Here is a 22,278-nt window from a genome sequence, read left to right on the forward strand (position 1 = left end):
TGGGGTGATGTGTTGTGTCCAATGAGGTGCCGAACGAAGAGAAGCTCCGCGAATACCTCAAGCGGGTCACGAACGACCTGCGGCGGACGCGCCGTCGTCTGTCCGAGCTGGAGGAGGGAGCGCAGGAGCCCATCGCGATCGTCGGGATGAGCTGCCGGTTCCCCGGCGGGGTCAGCTCGCCGGAGGAGCTGTGGCAGCTGCTGGCGGCCGGCGGCGACGCGATCTCGGAATTCCCGACGGACCGCGGCTGGCCCCTTGAGCAGCTCTTCGACGCCGACCCGGACAACTCCGGTACGAGCTATGTCCGCGAAGGCGGATTCCTGCACGACGTCACGGAATTCGACGCGGGATTCTTCGGGATTTCGCCGCGCGAGGCCGTGGCCATGGACCCGCAGCAGCGGCTGACTCTGGAAACCTCCTGGGAGGCCCTGGAGCGGGCGGGCATCTCTCCGCTGTCGCTCCGCGGCAGCCGTACCGGAGTCTTCGCCGGCACCAACGGCCAGGACTACATGCAGCTCCTCTCCGACGCGGAGGAGGACACCGGCGGCTACCTCGGCACCGGCAACGCGGCCAGCGCCATGTCCGGCCGGGTGTCGTACACCCTCGGCCTGGAAGGACCCGCGGTCACGGTCGACACGGCCTGCTCGTCCTCGCTCGTCGCGCTCCACCTGGCGGCCGAGTCGCTGCGGCACGGTGAATGCACCCTGGCACTCGCCGGTGGCGTCACCGTGATGTCCACCCCGGGAGCCTTCATCGAGTTCAGCCGCCAGCGCGGCCTGGCCGAGGACGGCCGCTGCAAGGCGTTCTCGGATTCGGCTGATGGCACGGGCTGGGCCGAGGGTGTCGGCATGCTGGTGCTGGAGCGGTTGTCGGACGCTGAGCGCAACGGCCATCGGGTGCTGGCCGTGGTGCGGGGTTCGGCGGTGAACCAGGATGGTGCCAGCAGTGGTCTGACGGCGCCGAATGGTCCCTCGCAGCAGCGGGTGATCCAGCAGGCGCTGGCCGCCGCCCGACTCTCCACCGGCCAGGTGGACGCGGTCGAGGCGCACGGCACCGGCACCACCCTCGGTGACCCGATCGAAGCCCAGGCGCTCCAGGCCACCTACGGGCAGAACCGCCCCGAAGGCCGTCCGCTGTGGCTGGGCTCGGTCAAGTCGAACCTGGGCCACACCCAGGCGGCCGCCGGTGTGGCGGGTGTCATCAAGATGGTGATGGCGATGCGGCACGGTGTGCTGCCGCAGACCCTCCACGTCGACCAGCCCTCCTCGCAGGTGGACTGGTCGGCCGGCGCGGTCGAGCTGCTGACCGAGCAGGTCGCCTGGCCGGAGACCGGCGAGCCCCGCCGGGCGGGCGTCTCCGCCTTCGGCGTCAGCGGCACCAACGCCCACGTCATCCTCGAAGACGCGCCGGAGGCACAGCCCGCCGAGACCGGGCCGGAGACATCCCCGACCGTCGTTCCCCTGGTGTTGTCCGCACGCAACGCGGCCGGCCTCAACGCCCAGATGGCACAGCTGGCATCCTTCGTCGGCGACCGCCCGCAGACCGCGCTCGCGGACCTGGGGTACTCGCTGGCCACCACCCGGGCCGCTCTCGACCACCGCGCGGTCGTGCTCGGAACGGACCACGAGCAGCTCCTCCACGCACTGACCGCAGGCGAAGGCGCGGCCGATGTGATGCGGGGGGTGTCGGGCTCTCCCGGTGGTGTGGTGTTTGTCTTCCCCGGTCAGGGTTCGCAGTGGCTGGGTATGGCGGTGGAGCTGTTGGAGGCTTCGCCGGTGTTCGCGGCTCGTATGGGTGAGTGTGCGGCGGCTCTTGCTCCGTTTACTGACTGGTCGTTGCTGGACACGGTTCGGGACGAGTCGGGTGTGTGGCTGGAGCGGGTTGATGTTGTTCAGCCTGTGTTGTGGGCGGTGATGGTGTCGCTGGCCGCGGTGTGGGAGTCCCATGGTGTGGAGCCGGCGGCGGTGGTGGGTCACTCGCAGGGTGAGATCGCCGCGGCGGCGGTGGCTGGTGCGCTGAGCTTGGAGGATGCTGCTCGGGTTGTGGCGTTGCGGAGCCGGTTGCTGCTGGACCTGACGGGTGATGGCGGCATGCTGTCGGTGGCGTTGCCGGTGGAGCAGGTCACCGAGCGGATCGGTGGCTTTGGGTCGCGGGTGTCGGTGGCTGCGGTCAACGGCCCGGGCTCGGTGGTGGTTTCCGGTGAGCGCAGCGTGCTGTTGGAGCTTCAGTCGGGGTGGGAGGCTGAGGGTGTTCGGGCGCGGTTGGTGCCGGTGGATTACGCCTCGCACTCGGCGCAGGTGGAGGAGATCGAGGACCGTCTGTTGGAGGTGCTGGCCCCGATCCAGCCCCAGGCCGGCCGTATCCCGTTCTATTCCTCGGTGACCGGTGCCCGGATCGATACCACTGGTGTGGATGCCGGGTATTGGTATCGGAATCTGCGGCAGACGGTGGAGTTCGCGAAGGCGACTGAGACGCTGCTGGATGAGGGTCATGGCGCGTTCATCGAGACCAGCGCGCACCCCGTTCTGCTGATGGGTGTGCAGGAGACCGCGGATGCCGGGGACCGTCCGGTGGTCACCGTCGGCACGCTGCGTCGTGAGGAGGGTGGTTGGCAGCGGCTGTTGACGTCGTTGGCGGAGGCGTACACCCAGGGCGTCGAGGTGGACTGGGCGTCGGTGTTCGCGGGCACCGGCGCACGCCGGGTCGACCTGCCGACGTACCCCTTCCAGCGCCAGCGCTACTGGCCGCGTGCCACCGCCACCTCGCTGCGCGACGTGTCGTCCATCGGTATGCGATCGGCCGAACACCCGCTGCTGGGCGCCGGGGTGCGGCTGGCCGACACGGGCGGATTCCTCTTCACCGGCCGCCTGTCGCTCCAGTCGCACCCGTGGGTCGCCGACCACGCCGTGGCGGACGCCGTCCTGCTGCCGGGCACGGCCCTGCTGGAACTGGCCGCCCACGCCGGTGACCAGGTCGGTTGCCCCACGGTCGAGGAGCTGACCCTGGAAGCTCCGCTGGTACTGCCCGCGGAGGGCGCCGTCCAGGTGCAGCTGGTGGTCGACGGGCCCGAGGAGGGCCAGGACGCGTCCCGGGCCCTGCACCTCTACTCGCGCCTCGACAACGCCCCGGACGACCAGCCCTGGACCCGGCACGCCAGCGGTCTGCTGGCCCCCGAATCCGCCGATGACAACCTCGCCCGCACGGCCGAGGCCCTGGTGTGGCCGCCGGCGGACGCGGAGGCCGTGGACGTCAGCGGCTGCTACGACGACCTGCGCGATCGCGGCTACGGCTACGGCCCGGCGTTCCAGGGGCTGCGCCGGGTATGGCGGCGAGGCGACGAGGTGTTCGCCGAGGTCGCCCTCCCGGAAGAGGTCGCCGACGCCGAGCGGTACGGCATGCACCCCGCACTGCTCGACGCCGCCCTGCACGCGATCGGCCTCGGGGAGGGGCTCAGCGCCGAGGCGGGCAGCGGCCAGGCCCGCCTGCCCTTCTCCTGGCGCGGGGTCTCCCTGCACGCCACCGGCGCCTCGGTCCTGCGGGTCCGGCTGTCGCCGGCCGACGACGACGGCATCGCACTGGCCGTGGCCGACGGCACCGGCCGGCCGGTGGCCACCGTGGAAGCGCTGACGCTCCGCACCGTGGAGCTGGACCAGCTCGCCGCGCCGAGCGCGCACCACGACGCCCTGTTCCGCGTCGACTGGACCACCCTGCCGACCGGTGACGCCGCCCCGGGGGCGACGCCCGAGGCGAGCCGCTGGGCCGTGGTCGGCGACATCGCCGAGCAGGCGGGCAAGGTCCTCGCCGACGTGAGCGGCTACCCGGACCTGGCGTCCCTGGCGGCAGCCGTCGCCGCGGGCACCACCGTCCCCGAAGCCGTGCTGGTCTTCGCCCCGCCGTTCGACGCGCACGGCGGCGAGACCGTCGCCGACGCGGTACGGGCGTCCACCCACCGCACCCTCGCGCTGGTGCAGGGATGGCTGGCCGACGACCGGTTCGCCTCCTCCCGCCTGGTGCTGGTGACCCGCGCGGCGGTGGCCACCGAACGCGGCGAGCACGTCACCGACCTGGCCAACGCCCCGGTCTGGGGCCTGCTGCGGTCGGCCCAGTCCGAGCACCCGGGACGGTTCGCGCTGCTCGACGTGGACGGGCAGGACAGCTCCTACCCGGTGCTGCCGGCCGCGCTCCGGACGGACGAGCCGCAGCTCGCCATCCGGCGTGGCACCCTGCGCGCACCCCGGCTCGCCCGCGCCACCGCCGGTGCCGGAGCGCGGCTCTCCCCGCCCGCCGGTGCCGCCGCCTGGCGGCTGGACATCCCGGTCAAGGGAAGCCTGGACAACCTCGCCCTCGTGGAGAACGCGGCGGCCCTGGCACCGCTCACCGAGGGCCAGGTCCGGGTCGCCGTCCGCGCCGCCGGCCTCAACTTCCGGGACGTGGTGCTCGCCCTCGGCGTCGTGCCCAACGAGCAGACCATGGGCAGCGAAGGCGCCGGCGTGGTCCTCGAAGTCGGCCCCGGCGTCACCGACCTGGCCCCGGGCGACCGGGTGATGGGCCTGTTCGTCGGCGGCTTCGGCCCGGTGGCCGTCACCGACCGCAAGGTCATCGCCCGGATGCCCGACGACTGGTCGTACGTCCAGGCCGCCTCCGTGCCGGTGACCTTCCTGACCGCCTACTACGCCCTCACCGACCTGGCCGGTGTGCGGCCGGGCCAGGCGGTGCTGGTCCACGCCGCGGCCGGCGGAGTCGGCACGGCCGCCGTGCAACTGGCGCGCCACCTCGGCGCGGAGGTCTTCGGAACCGCCAGCCCCGGCAAGTGGGACACCCTCCGCTCCCTGGGCCTGGACGACGCGCACATCGCCTCCTCGCGGACCACGGACTTCCAGGACCGGTTCCTGGCCGTCACCGACGGCCAGGGCATGGACGTGGTGCTCGACTCCCTCTCCGGGGAGCTCGTCGACGCCTCGCTGCGCCTGCTGCCGCGCGGCGGCCGGTTCCTGGAGATGGGCAAGACCGACATCCGCGACGCCGACGAGATAGCCGCCCGCCACGAGGGCGTCCGCTACCGGGCGTTCGACCTCGGCGAAGCCGGCCAGCCCCGGATCGGGCAGATGCTCGAGGAGATCCTGGAGCTCTTCGCGCGCGGCGTGCTCAGCCCCCCGCCCGTCACCGCCTGGGACATCCGGCGCGCCCCCGAGGCATACCGGTTCCTGAGCCAGGCGCGGCACATCGGCAAGGTCGTACTGACCCTGCCGTCCACCCCCGCGCCCGAGGGCACCGTGCTGATCACCGGCGCCACCGGAACCCTCGGCACCCTGCTCGCCCGCCATCTGGTCACCCGGCACGGCGTGCGGAGCCTGCTGCTCACCAGCCGCCGCGGACCCGACTCGCCCGGCGCCGGTGAACTGCTGGCCGAACTCACCGCCGCCGGCGCCACGGTCAACCTGGTCGCCTGCGACACCGCCGACCGCCAGGCAGTGGCCGAGCTGCTGGCAGCCGTCCCCGCGGAACACCCGCTGACCGGTGTCGTCCACGCCGCGGGCGTCCTCGACGACGGCGTCATCGAATCGCTGACCCCGGACCGTCTCGACGTGGTGCTGCGACCGAAGGTCGACGCGGCCGTCAACCTGCACGAGCTGACCCAGCACCTGGACCTGGACTCCTTCGTCCTGTTCTCCTCCGCGGCCTCCACCTTCGGCAGCCCCGGACAGGGCAACTACGCGGCGGCCAACGCCTTCCTCGACGCGCTGGCACAGCACCGCCGCGCCCGCGGACTGCCCGCCACCTCCGTCGCCTGGGGACTGTGGGACCAGGCCAGCGACATGACCGGCCACCTCGGCGAGACCGACCTGAGCCGTATCAAGAAGAAGGGCGCCGCGCTCCTCACCTCCGAGCAGGGCCTGGAGCTGTTCGACCTCGCCGGCTCCTCGGACGAGTCGCTCATGGTCGCCGTGCCGCTCGAGGTGGCCTCACTGCGCACCCCCGACGGCCAGGTCCCCGCCCTGTTCCGGGCGATCGCCGGCGGCAGCCGACGCCCGCGCCGGGCGGCCGGCGGACCGGCGACCGCCGAGGGGCCCACCTTCCTGGAGCGCCTCACCGCGCTCCCGGCACCGGAGCGCACCGCCGCACTGCTCGACCTGGTGCGGACCCAGGCGGCCGGGGTCCTCGGACACTCCTCCCCGGACCTGATCGAACCCGACCGGGCCTTCCGGGAACTCGGCTTCGACTCGCTCACCGCCGTCGAATTCCGCAACCGGCTGGGCACCAGCACGGGCAAGCGCTGGCCGGTGACCCTGGTCTTCGACTACCCCAACCCCTCGGCGCTCGCCGATTACCTCGCGGCCAAGCTGCTGCCCGAGGGAGCGGCCGCAGCCGGCGGAACCGGCCGGCCCGCCGGGCAGGGACCGGGCCAGACCCCGGCCTCGCTCTTCGCGGAGCTGGACCGGCTCGAGGCCGCACTGTCCTCGGCCACCCCCGACGAGCCCACGCGCACCGGCCTCGCGGAACGCCTGCAAGCCCTGCTGACGCAGCTCACCGAGTCCGCCAACCCGACTGGTGTCACCAGCTCGGACGACGAATCCGGGAAACCGGTCACCGCAGAGTCGCTGTTCGCCTACATCGACCAGAAGTACGGCAACAGCTGACCGACCCGCTCGACCGCCCTCCTCGACCACTCACACAGGTGACACAACCCATGGAAAACGAAGACAAGCTCCTCCAGTACCTCCAGCGGGTCACGGCCGACCTCGACCAGGCACACGCACGCCTGAAGGAGATCGAGGACACGGCGCAGGAGCCGATCGCCATCGTGGGCATGGGCTGCCGCTACCCCGGCGGCGTCACCTCGCCCGATGAGTTGTGGCAGCTGGTCACCGCCGGTCGGGACGCGATGTCCGCGTTCCCGACCGGCCGCGGGTGGAACCTGGAGGAGCTGTTCGACCCCGACCCGGACCGGCCGGGCACCAGCTACGTCCGCGAGGGCGGCTTCATCCACGACGCGGACGGCTTCGACGCGACGTTCTTCGGCATATCGCCGCGCGAGGCACTGGCGATGGACCCGCAGCAGCGGCTGTCGCTGGAAGCCGCGTGGGAGGCGCTGGAGCGGGCCGGCATCACCCCGCAGTCGCTGCGCGGCAGCCGGACCGGTGTCTTCGTCGGCTCCAGCGGCCAGGACTACGCCACCCTGCTCAGGCAGTCCGCCGAGGACGTCGAGGGCTACCTGATGACCGGCAACACCCCCAGCGTGGTGTCCGGTCGGGCGTCGTACACCCTGGGCCTGGAAGGCCCCGCGGTCACCATCGACACCGCCTGCTCCTCCTCCCTGGTCGCCCTCCACCTGGCCTGCCACGCGCTGCGCCAGGGCGAGTGCACCATGGCCCTGGCGGGCGGCGTGTCCGTGATGGCGATCCCGAGCGTCTTCGTGGAGTTCAGCCGGCAGCGCGGCCTGGCGGCCGACGGCCGCTGCAAGTCCTTCGCGGGTGCGGCTGATGGCACGGGCTGGGCCGAGGGCGTCGGCATGCTGGTGCTGGAGCGGTTGTCGGATGCCGAGCGCAACGGTCATCGGGTGCTGGCCGTGGTGCGGGGTTCGGCGGTCAACCAGGACGGCGCGTCCAACGGCCTGACGGCGCCGAACGGTCCGTCGCAGCAGCGGGTGATCCGCCAGGCGCTGGCCAACGCCCGGCTCTCCGCCGGCCAGGTGGACGCCGTCGAGGCGCACGGCACCGGCACCACCCTGGGCGACCCCATCGAGGCCCAGGCCCTGCTGGAGACCTACGGCCAGGACCGCCCGCAGGACCGGCCGCTGCTGCTCGGCTCCATCAAGTCCAACTTCGGCCACTCCCAGGCGGCCGCCGGTGTGGCGGGTGTCATCAAGATGGTGATGGCGATGCGGCACGGTGTGCTGCCGCAGACCCTGCACGTCGATGAGCCGTCGCCGCACATCGACTGGTCGGCGGGCGCCGTCGAGCTGCTGACCGAGCAGACGGCCTGGCCCGAGAGCGGCGAGCCCCGCCGCGCCGGCGTCTCCTCCTTCGGCGTGAGCGGCACCAACGCCCACGTCATCCTCGAACAGGCCCCGACCGCCCCCGAGACGCCGCAGCCGGCCGACGCGGAGCCGACGCCCGCGCCGCTCGGCGACGCCACCTGGGCCCTGCCCTGGGTGCTCTCCGCCCGGAGCACCGAGGCACTGCGCGCCCAGGCCGGTAACCTCGCCGCCCACCTGGCCTCCTCGCCCACCCTCTCCCTCGCCGACGTGGGCCACTCGCTGGCGACCACCCGGACCGCCTTCGAGTACCGGGCCGCCGTGGTGGCCGCCGACCGCGAGGAGTTCCGCACCGCCCTCGAGGCGCTGGCCGCCGGCGAGACGCCGGCCGGCACGGTCCAGGGCGCGGTGGCCCCCGGCAAGCTCGCCGTCCTCTTCACCGGCCAGGGAGCCCAGCGGCTCGGCATGGGCCGGGAGCTCTACCAGCGGTTCCCCGTCTTCGCGGAGGCCTTCGACGCGGTCTGCGCCGAGCTGGACCGATTCCTCGGACAGCCGCTGCGCGAGGTCGTCTTCGGATCCGATGCCGACCTGCTGGACCAGACCGGACACACCCAGCCCGCCCTGTTCGCCATCGAGGTCGCCCTCTTCCGGCTGGCCGAGTCCTGGGGCATCCGCCCCGACTTCGTGGCCGGACACTCCATCGGTGAACTGTCGGCCGCCCACGTGGCCGGCGTGCTCTCGCTCAAGGACGCCGCGACCCTGGTCGCCGCACGCGCCCGCCTGATGCAGGGCCTCCCACAGGGCGGTGCCATGGTCTCCGTCGCCGCCCCCGAGGAGGACGTCCGGGCGGCGCTCGACGGCGTTGCCGGCGTGTCGGTGGCCGCGGTCAACGGCCCCGCCTCCGTGGTCATCTCCGGCGACGCCGACGCCGTGGCGCGCGTCAGCGAGGGCTTCGCCGCCTCGGGCGTGAAGACCAAGCAGCTGCGCGTCAGCCACGCCTTCCACTCGCCGCACATGGACGCGATGCTCGCGGACTTCCGCCGCTTCGCCGACATCCTCACCTACCACGCGCCCCGCATCCCCGTCGTCTCCAACGTCACCGGAAAGATCGCGACGGCGGAGGAGCTGTGCTCGGCGGAGTACTGGGTCCGGCACGTGCGGGAAGCGGTGCTCTTCGCCGCCGGTGTGCGCACGCTGGAGGCCCAGGGAGTCACCCGCTTCCTGGAACTCGGCCCGGACGGCACCCTCTCCGCCATGGCCCGCGACTGCCTCACCGAGGGATCCGAGGCCATCCTCGTCCCGGCCCTGCGCCGCGACCGGCCCGAGGAGCGCGCGCTCCTCACCGCCCTCGGCCGACTGCACGTCCACGGCGTCACGCCCGACTGGGACGCCGTCTACGCCGGCACCGGCGCCCGCCGCGTCGAACTGCCCACCTACGCCTTCCAGCGCCGGCAGTACTGGCCCAAGCCCTCCGCCACCCAGGCCGGGGACGTCTCCGCAGCCGGCCTGGCACGAGCCGAGCACCCGCTGCTGGGCGCCGCCGTCGGTCTCGCCGACGGCGACGGCTACCTGTTCACCGGACGCCTCAGCGTCGAGACACACCCCTGGCTCGCCGACCACAGGATCGGCGGCGCCGTCGTCGTCCCCGGCACGGCGATCCTCGAACTCGCCGTACGAGCCGGGGACCAGGTCGGCTGCGACCGGATCGACGAACTGACCCTGGAAGCCCCGCTGGTCCTGCCCGAGCAGGGCGCGGTGCAGCTCCAGATCTCGGTCGGCGCCCCCGACGACTCCGGGCGCCACCCGTTCAACCTCTACTCCCGGCAGGCGACCGCCACCGCCGACGGCCCCTGGACCCACCACGCGGGTGGCGTCCTCGCGGCCGCCCAGCCCGGCACCCCCGCCACCGACCTCGAAGCCTGGCCCCCGGCAGAGGCCACCGAGGCCGACATCGACGGCGTCTACGAACGCCTCGCCGAGAACGGCACCCTGTACGGCACCACGTTCCGCGGACTGCGACGGGTGTGGCGACGCGGCGAGGACGTCTACGCCGAAGTGGCCCTCCCGGAGAGCGCCACGGCCGACGCCCCTCTCTTCGGCCTGCACCCCGCGCTGCTCGACGCCGCCCTCCACCCGGTGGGCATGGGCGACGGCCTGCTCGTCCGGGACACCGGCGGCGCCCGCCTCCCGTTCGCCTGGACCGGTGTGTCACTCCACGCCACCGGCGCTACCTCCCTGCGGGTACGCCTGCGGTCGGTCGGCACGGACACCCTCTCGATCGAGGCGGCCGACGCCCGCGGCGCCCTCGTCGCCTCCGTCGAGTCCCTGGTGCTGCGCCCGGTCGCCCCCCAGGACCTCGCCACCACCCCGCAGCAGCAGTCGCTCTACCGGGTGGACTGGCAGTCGCTGTCGGTGGCTGAGGCTGGTGCTGCTGGTTGGGCGGTGCTGGGTTCGGGCGATGGTGTTTCTGGTCTGCCGGCGTCGTTGGGCGTGGGTGAGGTCGCCTCTGATCTTGGTGCGTTGGGTGCTGGTGGTGAGGTGCCGGGTGTGGTGTTGGTGCCGTGCCTGTCCGGTGGTTCCAGTGCCGCGGATGTGCGGAGTGTGACCGGTCGCGTTCTGGGGTTGGTGCAGGAGTGGCTGGGCGATGAGCGGTTTGCGTCTTCGCGTCTGGTGGTGCTGACGCGGGGTGCGGTTGCCGTGGACGCGGGTGAGGGTGTCGCGGATCTGGCGCACGCTGCCGTGTGGGGTCTGGTGCGTTCGGCGCAGTCGGAGAACCCGGACCGGTTCGTCTTGGTCGATATCGACGGGGACGAGGCTTCTGCGGCTGTCCTGCCGTCGGTTGTGGGCTCGGGTGAGTCGCAGGTGGCGGTGCGGGCGGGTGCGGTGCGTGTTCCGCGTCTGGCGCGTGCGACGGCCCCCGCGTCGTCTGATTCCGCTTCCGCTGTGTGGGATGTCGATGGCACGGTTCTGGTGACCGGTGGTACGGGTGCTCTGGGTGCGTTGGTGGCCCGGCACTTGGTGGCCGAGCACGGGGTGCGGCATCTGGTGCTGACCAGCCGCCGGGGCCTGGAGGCTCCGGGCGCGGCCGAGCTGCGCGATGAACTCGCCGCGCTGGGCGCTCAGGTGACGGTCGCCGCCTGCGATGCGGCTGATCGTGAGGCGCTGGCCGGTCTGCTGGGCGGCATCTCCGCCGAGCATCCGCTGACCGGGGTGATTCACACCGCGGGTGTGCTGGATGACGGTGTGATCGAGTCGCTCTCGCCGGAGCGGTTGGAGACGGTGCTGCGGCCGAAGGTCGACGCCGCGCTGAACCTGCACGAGCTGACCCGCGACCTTGACCTGTCCGCGTTCGTCCTCTTCTCCTCCGCGGCCGGGCTCTTCGGCGCCTCGGGGCAGGGCAACTACGCTGCGGCGAACGCCTTCTTGGACGCGCTGGCGCAGCACCGCCGCGGCCTGGGCCTGGCGGGGCAGTCGCTCGCCTGGGGCCTGTGGGCTCAGGCCGGTGGCATGACCGGTGGTCTCTCTGAGGCGGACGTCTCGCGGATGACGCGTGCGGGTCTGCGTCCGCTGTCGGAGTCCGATGGCCTGGCGCTGCTGGACGCCGCCCTCACGGCGGGCGATGCGGTCCTGGCTCCGATCCACCTGGACCCGGCCGGATTCGCGGCGCAGGCCGGGCTGCCCGCGGTTCTCCGTTCCCTGGTCCGTACCCCGGCACGCCGCACCGCCCATGCCGGTGCTGGTGCGAGCACGGGCGGGGCCGACGCCGAGAAGCTGATGGGGCGACTGGCCCAGGCATCCGCCGCGGAACGGGACCGGGTCTTGCTCGACCTGGTCCGTACGCGAGCAGCGGCCGTGCTCGGCCACGCCGGCGCGGACGCCATCCCCGCCCGTCTGGGCTTCCTGGACGCGGGCTTCGACTCGCTGACCGCGGTCGAACTGCGCAACGCGCTGGGCTCGGCCACCGGCCTGCGGCTGCCCCCGACGCTGCTGTTCGACTACCCGACGCCCATCGCCCTCGCGGAGCATCTGCGGGAGGAGCTGGTCGGCGAGGCCCGGGGTCCGCTGCTTCCGACCCCGTCGCAGTCGACCGGCACGGACGACGACCTGATCGCCATCGTGGGGATGAGCTGCCGCTATCCGGGCGGGGTCACCTCCCCGGAGGAGCTGTGGGAGCTGCTGGCAGCGGGCGGGGACGGGATCTCGGAGTTCCCGTCCGACCGTGGTTGGCAGATCGACCGCCTCTTCGACGCGGACCCGGACCGCACCGGCACGAGCTATGTGCGTGAGGGTGGATTCCTGCACGACGCGACCGAGTTCGACGCCGGGTTCTTCGGGATCTCGCCGCGCGAGGCGCTCGCGATGGACCCGCAGCAGCGGCTGCTGCTGGAGACCTCCTGGGAGGCGCTGGAGCGGGCCGGTATCGATCCGCTGTCGGTGCGCGGCAGCCGCACCGGCGTCTTCGCGGGCGTGATGTACCACGACTACGGCGCGCGGCTGCATGAGGTGCCGGAAGGACTTGAGGGCTTCCTCGGCAACGGCAGCGCCAGCAGTGTGGTGTCGGGCCGGGTGGCCTACACCCTGGGTCTGGAGGGCCCCGCGCTCACGGTCGACACCGCGTGCTCCTCTTCGCTGGTCACCCTGCACCTGGCCTGCCAGGCCCTTCGGCAGGGCGAATGCACCATGGCGCTGGCCGGTGGTGTCACCGTGATGTCGACGCCGGGTGTCTTCGTGGAGTTCAGCCGCCAGCGGGGTCTGGCGGCGGACGGCCGTTGTAAGTCCTTCTCGGATTCGGCTGATGGCACGGGCTGGGCCGAGGGTGTCGGCATGCTGGTGCTGGAGCGGTTGTCGGACGCTGAGCGCAACGGCCATCGGGTGCTGGCCGTGGTGCGGGGTTCGGCGGTGAACCAGGATGGTGCCAGCAGTGGTCTGACGGCGCCGAACGGTCCCTCGCAGCAGCGGGTGATCCAGCAGGCGCTGGCCGCCGCGCGGCTCTCCACCGATCAGGTGGACGCGGTCGAGGCGCACGGCACCGGCACCACGCTCGGTGACCCGATCGAGGCGCAGGCGCTGCTGGCGACCTATGGCCAGGGCCGTCCGGACGACCGTCCGCTGTGGCTGGGCTCGGTGAAGTCGAACCTGGGTCACACGCAGGCCGCGGCCGGTGTCGCCGGGATCATCAAGATGGTGATGGCGATGCGGCACGGTGTGCTGCCGCGGACCCTCCACGTGGACCAGCCCTCGTCGAAGGTGGACTGGTCGGCGGGTGCCGTCGAGTTGGTGACCGAGCAGATCGCCTGGCCCGAGACGGGCCGGCCGCGCAGGGCGGGTGTCTCGTCCTTCGGTGTCAGTGGCACCAACGCCCACGTCATTCTGGAAGGCGTTGCGGCTGCCGAGCGGTCCGAGGACGCGACCGCTCCGGCGGCCGGAAGCGCTGGCGTGGTGCCGTGGGTGCTGTCGGCGCGCAGCGCGGAGGCGCTCCGGGCGCAGGCCGAGCAGCTGGCTTCCTTCGCTGCGGACCGGCCGCGGCTGGACCTGACGGACGCCGGCTTCTCGCTGGCGACCGGCCGAGCCAACCTGGAGCACCGCGCGGTGGTGCTCGGTTCCGACCACGACGAACTCGCTCGCGGGCTGACCGCTCTCCTCAACGACCAGGCCACCGCCCAGGCCGTGCGGGGGGTGTCGGGCTCTCCTGGTGGTGTGGTGTTTGTTTTCCCGGGTCAGGGTTCGCAGTGGCTGGGTATGGCGGTGGAGCTGTTGGAGGCTTCGCCGGTGTTCGCGGCTCGTATGGGTGAGTGTGCGGCGGCTCTTGCTCCGTTTACTGACTGGTCGTTGCTGGACACGGTTCGGGACGAGTCGGGTGTGTGGCTGGAGCGGGTTGATGTTGTTCAGCCGGTGTTGTGGGCGGTGATGGTGTCGCTGGCCGCGGTGTGGGAGTCCCATGGTGTGGAGCCGGCGGCGGTGGTGGGTCACTCGCAGGGTGAGATCGCCGCGGCGGCTGTGGCTGGTGCGCTGAGCTTGGAGGATGCTGCTCGGGTTGTGGCGTTGCGGAGTCGGTTGCTGCTGGACCTCAGTGGTGATGGCGGCATGCTGTCGGTGGCGTTGCCGGTGGAGCAGGTCACCGAGCGGATCGGTGAGTTCGGTGAGCGGGTGTCGGTGGCTGCGGTCAACGGCCCGGGCTCGGTGGTGGTTTCCGGTGAGCGCAGCGTGCTGTTGGAGCTTCAGTCGGGGTGGGAGGCTGAGGGTGTTCGGGCGCGGTTGGTGCCGGTGGATTACGCCTCGCACTCGGCGCAGGTGGAGGAGATTGAGGACCGTTTGTTGGAGGTGCTGGCCCCGATCCAGCCTCAGGCCGGCCGTATCCCGTTCTATTCCTCGGTGACCGGTGCCCGTATCGATACCACTGGTGTGGATGCCGGGTATTGGTATCGGAATCTGCGGCAGACGGTGGAGTTCGCGAAGGCGACTGAGACGCTGCTGGATGAGGGTCATGGCGCGTTCATCGAGACCAGCGCGCACCCCGTCTTGCTGATGGGTGTGCAGGAGACCGCGGATGCCGTGGACCGTCCGGTGGTCACCGTCGGCACGCTGCGTCGTGAGGAGGGTGGTTGGCAGCGGCTGTTGACGTCGTTGGCGGAGGCGTACACCCAGGGCGTCGAGGTGGACTGGGCGTCGGTGTTCGCGGGCACCGGCGCACGCCGGGTCGACCTGCCGACGTACCCCTTCCAGCGCCAGCGCTACTGGCTCGACGCCGCACCCGGCGCGGGAGACATCGGTTCGGCGGGGCTGACCCCGGCCGACCACCCGCTGCTGAGCGCCGCCATCGGCCTGGCCGACGCGGACACGTATCTGTTCACCGGACGCCTCTCTCTGCACAGCCACGCCTGGCTCGCGGACCACGCGGTGATGGACACCGTGCTGCTGCCCGGCACCGCCTTCGTGGAGTTGGCGGTCCGTGCCGGCGACGAGCTCGGCGGGGCACGCGTCGAGGAGCTGACACTCGAAGCACCGCTGACCCTCCCGGAGCAGGGCTGGGTCCGGCTGCAACTCGCGGTCGGCGCGGCCGATGAAGCGGGCCGGCGCTCGCTGACCATCCACTCACGTGTCGAGGGCGGAGCCGCTCCGGCCGACGAGCAGGCATGGACGCGCCACGCCAGCGGTGTCCTCTCCGCTGACGTGAAGCCGGCCTCCTTCGACCTCGCGGCATGGCCTCCGGCCGATGCCGTGGAGGTCGCCGCAGGTGACGCCTACGAGCGCTTCGCCGCGGCCGGCTATGTGTACGGCGATGTCTTCCAGGGCCTGCGACGGGTGTGGCGACGCGGCGACGACCTCTTCGCCGAGCTCGCGCTGCCCGAGGACGCGGTGGCGGAAGCTGGCCGCTTCGGTCTGCACCCCGCCCTGCTCGACTCCGCACTGCACGCCTTCGCGCTGGAGAACTCCGGGGAGGCGCGGCTTCCGTTCGAGTGGCGAGGCGTCTCCCTGCACGCCTCCGGCGCCTCCGAACTGCGGGTGCGCATCTCGCCGGTCGACGACGGAGCGGTGACGCTGGCGGTCGCGGATGGTACCGGTGCTCCGGTGGCCTCCGTCGACGCGCTTTCCCTGCGGCCGGTTTCCCGAGAACAGCTCGATGGCGCACGGCGCGGCGCCGACCTGCCCCTCTACCGGGTGGACTGGCAGTCGCTGCCGGTGTCGGTGGCTGAGGCTGCTGGTGCTGGTGCTGCTGGTTGGGCGGTGCTGGGTTCGGAGGCTTCTGGTCTGCCGGCGTCGTTGGGCGTGGGTGAGGTCGCCTCGGATCTTGGTGCGTTGGGTGCTGGTGGTGAGGTGCCGGGTGTGGTGTTGGTGCCGTGCCTGTCCGGTGGTTCCGGTGCCGCGGATGTGCGGAGTGTGACCGGTCGCGTTCTGGGGTTGGTGCAGGAGTGGCTGGGCGATGAGCGGTTTGCGTCTTCGCGTCTGGTGGTGCTGACGCGGGGTGCGGTTGCCGTGGACGAGGGCGAGGGCGTCGCCGACCTGGCGCACGCTGCCGTGTGGGGTCTGGTGCGTTCGGCGCAGTCGGAGAACCCGGACCGGTTCGTCCTGGTGGATGTGGACGGCGACGAGGCTTCGGCGCTGGTGTTGCCGTCGGTTGTGGGCTCGGGTGAGCCGCAGGTGGCCGTGCGGGCGGGTGCGGTGCGTGTTCCACGCCTGGCGCGTGCGACGGCCCCCGCGTCGTCTGATTCCGCTTCCGCTGTGTGGGATGTCGATGGCACGGTTCTGGTGACCGGTGGTACGGGTGCTCTGGGTGCGTTGGTGGCCCGGCACTTGGTGGCCGAGCACGGGGTGCGGCATCTGGTGCTGACCAGCCGCCGGGGCTTGGACGCTCCGGGCGCGGCCGAGCTGCGCGATGGGCTGGTCGAACTGGGCGCTCAGGTGACGGTGGCTGCCTGTGACGCGGCTGATCGTGAGGCGCTGGCCGGTCTGCTGGGCGCCATCTCCGCCGAGCATCCGCTGACCGGAGTCGTCCACACCGCCGGTGTGCTTGACGATGGTGTGATCGAGTCGCTGTCTCCGGAGCGGTTGGAGACGGTGCTGCGGCCGAAGGTCGACGCCGCGCTGAACCTGCACGAGCTGACCCGCGACCTTGACCTGTCCGCGTTCGTCCTCTTCTCCTCCGCGGCCGGGCTTCTCGGCGCCTCGGGGCAGGGCAACTACGCGGCGGCGAACGCGTTCGTGGACGCGTTGGCTGAGCAGCGTCGTGCGGAGGGTCTGACGGGCCAGTCGCTGGCCTGGGGCCTGTGGGCCCAGGCCAGCGGCATGACCGGCGACCTCGATGACGAGGATCTGCGGCGCCTGACCCGTATGGGGCTGAGCCCGCTCTCCACCGAGCAGGGCCTGGCCCTGTTCGACGGTGCTTGCGCGGCCGACGAGGCCGTGGTGGCGCCGGTGCGCCTCGACACCGCGGCGCTTCGCGCCCAGGCAGGCGCTGTCGGTCTGCCCGCACTGCTGCGCGGGTTGGTTCGGGAGCCTGCCCGGCGCAGTGCCGCGTCCGCGGCGGGAGCGGAGTCCGGTGCGTCGGCGCTCCGGCAGCAGCTGGCGGGTCTCTCCGGCACGGAAGCCCACCGCGTCCTTCTGGACCTGGTGCGGACGAACGCGGCGGCCGTCCTCGGCCATACGTCCGGCGGAGGCATCGAGTCGACGCGGGCCTTCCGCGAGCTGGGCTTCGACTCGCTGACCGCCGTCGAACTGCGTAACCGGCTCAGCGCCGTCACCGGGCTGCGCCTGCCCGCCACCATGGTCTTCGACTACCCGACGGCGGAGGCCCTGGTCGGCTTCCTCCAGGGCCAGCTGCTGGATTCCGCGCCGGAATCCGGCCCGGCGACGCCGGTTCCGGTCGCTGCCGCCACGGACGACGACCTGATCGCGATCGTCGGCATGGGCTGCCGCTACCCGGGCGGGGTCACCTCCCCGGAGGAGCTGTGGCAGCTGGTGTCGGCCGGCGGAGACGCGGTCTCCGCCTTCCCCACTGACCGTGGCTGGGTGCTGGACGGCCTGCACGACCCGGACCGTCAGCGGCACGGGACCTCCACCACGCTAAGTGGCGGATTCCTCTACGACGCGGCGGACTTCGATGCGGAGTTCTTCGGGATCTCGCCGCGTGAGGCGCTGGCGATGGACCCGCAGCAGCGCCTCCTCCTCGAAACCTCCTGGGAGGCGTTCGAGCGGGCCGGTATCGATCCGCTGTCGGTGCGCGGCAGCCGTACCGGCGTCTTCGCGGGCGTGATGTACCACGACTACGGTGCGCGGTTGACTTCCGTCCCGGACGGTGTCGAGGGCTACGTCGGCAACGGCAGCGCGGGCAGTGTCGCCACCGGCCGGGTGGCATACACGCTGGGCCTGGAGGGCCCGGCGGTGACGGTGGACACGGCCTGCTCGTCCTCGCTGGTCGCCCTGCACCTGGCGGCGCAGTCGCTGCGCCAGGGTGAGTGCTCGATGGCGCTGGTCGGCGGTGTGACCGTGCTCTCGACGCCGGATGTGTTCGTGGAGTTCAGCCGCCAAGGCGGTCTCGCCGGGGACGGTCGCTGCAAGGCGTTCGCGGGTGCCGCGGACGGCACCGGCTGGGCCGAGGGTGCGGGCATGCTGCTCGTGGAGCGGCTCTCCGACGCTCAGCGCAACGGCCACCCGGTGCTGGCCGTCGTCCGGGGCAGTGCCATCAACCAGGACGGTGCGTCCAATGGTCTGACGGCGCCGAATGGTCCCTCGCAGCAGCGGGTGATCCAGCAGGCGCTGGCCGGCGCGCGGCTCTCCGCCGACGAGGTGGACGCGGTCGAGGCGCACGGCACCGGCACCACGCTCGGTGACCCGATCGAGGCGCAGGCGCTGCTGGCGACCTATGGGCAGAACCGCCCCGAGGACCGTCCGCTGTGGCTGGGCTCGGTCAAGTCGAACCTGGGTCACACGCAGGCGGCGGCCGGTGTCGCCGGGATCATCAAGATGGTGATGGCGATGCGGCACGGTGTGCTGCCGCAGACCCTGCACGTCGATGAGCCCACGCCGCATGTGGACTGGTCGGCGGGCGCGGTCGAGTTGCTGACCGAGTCGGTGGAGTGGCCCGAGACGGGCCGGCCGCGCAGGGCGGGTGTCTCGTCCTTCGGTGTCAGTGGCACCAACGCCCACGTCATCCTGGAAGGTGTTCCGGCCCCCGAGCAGCCAGAGGACGCGGTTGCTCCTGCGGTCCTCGTGCCGTGGGTGTTGTCGGCGCGTAGTGCGGAGGCGTTGCGGGCGCAGGCTGGGCAGTTGGCGGCTTTCGTCGGGGAGCGGCCGGGGCTGGGTTCGGTGGATGTGGGCTATTCGCTGGTGACGTCGCGGTCGGTGTTCCGGCACCGTTCGGTGGTGCTCGCCGAGGACCGTGAGTCCGCCTTGTGTTCGCTGGTTGCGCTCGCTGAGGGCAGTGATGCCCCTGGTGTGGTCCGTGCCGAGGCGGATGCCTCCGGTGGTGCTGTCTTCGTCTTCCCTGGTGGGGGCTGGCAGTGGGCCGGTATGGCGGTGGAGTTGCTGGAGTCCTCGCCGGTGTTCGCCGCTCGTATGGCGGAGTGTGCGGCGGCGCTTGCTCCGTTCACGGACTGGTCGTTGCTGGACACGGTTCGGGATGAGTCGGGTGCGTGGCTGGATCGGGTGGATGTGGTCCAGCCGGTGATGTGGGCGATCATGGTGTCGCTGGCCGCGGTGTGGCAGTCCCATGGTGTGGAGCCTGCTGCGGTGGTGGGTCACTCGCAGGGTGAGATTGCCGCCGCGTGTGTGGCGGGTGCGCTGAGTCTGGAGGATGGTGCCCGGATCATCGCGCTGCGTGGCCGGCTGCTGACCGATCTGCCGGGCGACGGGGTGATGCTGTCGGTGGCGCTGCCGCTGGAGGAAGTCACCGAGCGTATTGCCGAGTTCGGTGACGCGGTGTCGGTGGCAGCGGTCAACGGCCCCGGCTCGGTGGTCGTCTCCGGAGACCGCGAGACGGTGCAGGCCCTGCAGAGTGAGTGGAAGGCCGCAGGCGCCCGGACAAGTTCGGTGCCGATGGGCTACGCCTCGCACTCGGCCCAGGTCGAGCAGATCGAAGACCGTCTGCTGGAGATCCTGGCGCCGGTTGAGCCGCGCAGCGTCCGTATCCCGTTCTACTCCTCCGTCACCGGCACCCGGATCGACACCTCCGGTCTGGATGCCGGGTACTGGTATCGCAATCTGCGGCAGACGGTGGAGTTCGCCGACGCTGTCAGCACGCTCCTTGACGAGGGCCATGGTGCGTTCATCGAGGTCAGCGCGCATCCGGTGCTGCTGATGGGGGTGCAGGAGACGGCGGAGACGGCCGACCGGCCGGTGGTGACCGTCGGTACCCTGCGGCGTGGTGAAGGCGGCCGGGAGCGGCTGCTGACCTCGCTGGCCCAGGCACACGCGCACGGAGTCGACGTCGACTGGACATCGCTGTTCAACCACAGCGAGGCCCGCCGGGTCGACCTGCCCACCTACCCCTTCCAGCGCCAGCGCTACTGGCTGGACGCCTCCGCTCCGGAGCCCGAGCCCGTCGCCGGGCAGAGCGCGGGGGCCGCGGAGACCCGTTTCTGGGAGGCGGTCGAGAGCGAGGATGTCGCCGCGCTCGCCGGCACGCTGGCGATCGACAGCGACGACGCGCAGTCCGCGCTGAGCCCGCTGGTGCACGCCCTGTCATCCTGGCGGCGGCGCCACCGCGAGCAGGAAGTGGCGGACTCCTGGCGGTACCACACCACTTGGCAGCCGCTCCCCGGCACACCGCAGGGTGCGCTGTCCGGGACCTGGCTCGTGCTGACGGCGACCGGCCACCAGCACGACGGAACCGTCAGCGGCGCCATCGAGGCGCTGACCGCGCACGGCGTCCGCGTCGTCACGGCCGAGCTGACCGAAGCCGACCTCGATCGCACGGCCCTGGCCGAGCGCCTCACCGGCCTGGCTTCCAGCGCCGATCAGGACGGCGCTGACCCGCTCCGCGGCGAGGCGTCCGCCTTCACCGGCGTGCTGTCGATGCTGGCGCTCGCCGAGCAGCCGCTGAAGGAGCACCCGGACACGCCGGCCGGCTTCGCCCTGACCGTGGCGCTCGTCCAGGCGCTCGGCGACGCGGGGATCGAGGCACCGCTGTGGAGCGCGACCCGAGGCGCCGTCGGTGTCAGCCCTGCCGACCCCGTCACCAGCCCTGCCCAGGCCCTGGTCTGGGGCTTCGGCCGGGTCGCCGGTCTGGAGCACCCCGAGCGGTGGGCCGGCCTGGTCGACCTGCCGGAGACGCTGGACGAGCGGAGCCGGACCCTGCTGTGCGGGGTGCTGGCCGGAAGGGCCGACGAGGACCAGCTCGCGGTCCGTACGTCGGGGGTCTTCGGCCGCAGGCTGGAGCGTGCCCCGCTGGGCGCGGCCCCGGCGGTGCGGGACTGGCAGCCCTCCGGCACCGTGCTGATCACCGGTGGCACCGGCGCGCTGGGCGCCCACACCGCACGCTGGCTGGCCCGTGCGGGCGCCGATCACCTGCTGCTGGTCAGCAGGCGCGGCCCCGAGGCACCCGGCGTCGCGGAGCTGGAGGCCGAACTCGCCGAGAGCGGCACCCGCACCACCGTGGCCCGCTGCGACGTCACCGACCGGGAAGCCCTCGCACGGCTCCTCGACTCGGTGCCGGCCGAGCACCCGCTCACCGCGGTGGTGCACACCGCCGCGGTCCTCGACGACAGCTTGGTGGACTCGCTGACGCCCGAGCAGCTGGACCGGGCCCTGCGGGTCAAGGTGGGCGGTGCGGTGAACCTGCACGAGCTCACCCAGGACATGGACCTGTCCGCGTTCGTGCTCTTCTCCTCGGTCGCCGGCACCATCGGCGCCTCGGGGCAGGGCAACTACGCGCCCGGTAACGCCTACCTGGACGCGCTGGCGCACCACCGCCGGAGCCGCGGCCTGCCGGCCACCTCGGTGGCCTGGGGCGCCTGGGACGGCGACGGTATGGCCGAGGGCTCGTTCGGCGAACTGCTGGACCGGCACGGGCTGCCCGCGATGGACCCCGGTCTCACCACGGCCGCCCTGCGGCGGGCCCTGGAGCACGACGACACCTGCGTCATGATCGCTGACGTCACCTGGGAACGCTTCGCCGTCGCCCTGACCGCCGGCCGGCCGAACCCGTTCATCAGCGGCATCGAGGAAGTGCGCCGACTGCGCGGCTCCGGAACCGACACCGCTACCGGCACCGGCACCGAAGCGGCCACGCAGGTGCCCGAGCTGGCGGCGCAGCTGGCGAACACCCCGGCGGAGCAGCGACGTGCGCTGCTGGTCGAGGCGGTGCGCGCCCAGGCGGCCGCCGTACTCGGATACACCTCGCAGGGGGCCATCCGAGGCGACCGGGCCTTCCGCGAGCTCGGGCTCGACTCGGTCACCGCCGTCGAACTGCGCAACCGGCTCGGTGCCCTCACCGGCCTGCGCCTGCCGACCGGCCTCGTCTTCGACTACCCGAACCCGGAGGCCGTGGCCGACTACCTGGTGCGGGAACTCGACCCGGACGCGGGCGAGGGTGGCGAAGGATCGTCCGCCGCTCTGGAGGAGTTCGAAAAGCTGGAGACCGCGCTCCTGGGGATGGAACCCGACAACTCCGTGCGCACCCGGATCATGATGCGCATGCAGGCGCTGGTCTCGCAGTGGCGGGAGCCGGGCGACCTGGAGGCCGGGCCGAGTGAGACCGACGACCTCCAGTCGGCCACGGATGACGAGATGTTCGACCTGCTCAGCAAGAAGTTCGGAATTTCTTGACCTCACCGCTCTCTTCTGCTGTGACGTGTCGAGTTCCCAAG

Annotated in this window: 1 protein-coding gene and 1 pseudogene; both read left to right on the plus strand. The window is 72.1% G+C overall.

Translation table 11 applies throughout. The annotated features are described in order from the left end of the window. Window positions 1-26: 26 nt before the first annotated feature. Window positions 27-6,638: pseudogene (locus tag AC4BDD_RS26710) on the plus strand (SDR family NAD(P)-dependent oxidoreductase); the annotation flags it as partial. A gap of 50 nt (window positions 6,639-6,688) precedes the next feature. After that, window positions 6,689-22,237 (plus strand): type I polyketide synthase, encoded by a 15,549-nt coding sequence (locus AC4BDD_RS26715; protein WP_490688007.1) that lies wholly within the window; start codon window positions 6,689-6,691, stop codon window positions 22,235-22,237. Window positions 22,238-22,278: the final 41 nt, after the last annotated feature.

The organism is Streptomyces sp. JLBT605 (assembly GCF_058215555.1).

What these genes read in the sequence shown, in the direction of transcription:
- AC4BDD_RS26715 (WP_490688007.1), top strand. Translation starts at nt 6,689, where the DNA reads ATGGAAAACGAAGACAAGCTCCTCCAGTACCTCCAGCGGGTCACGGCC.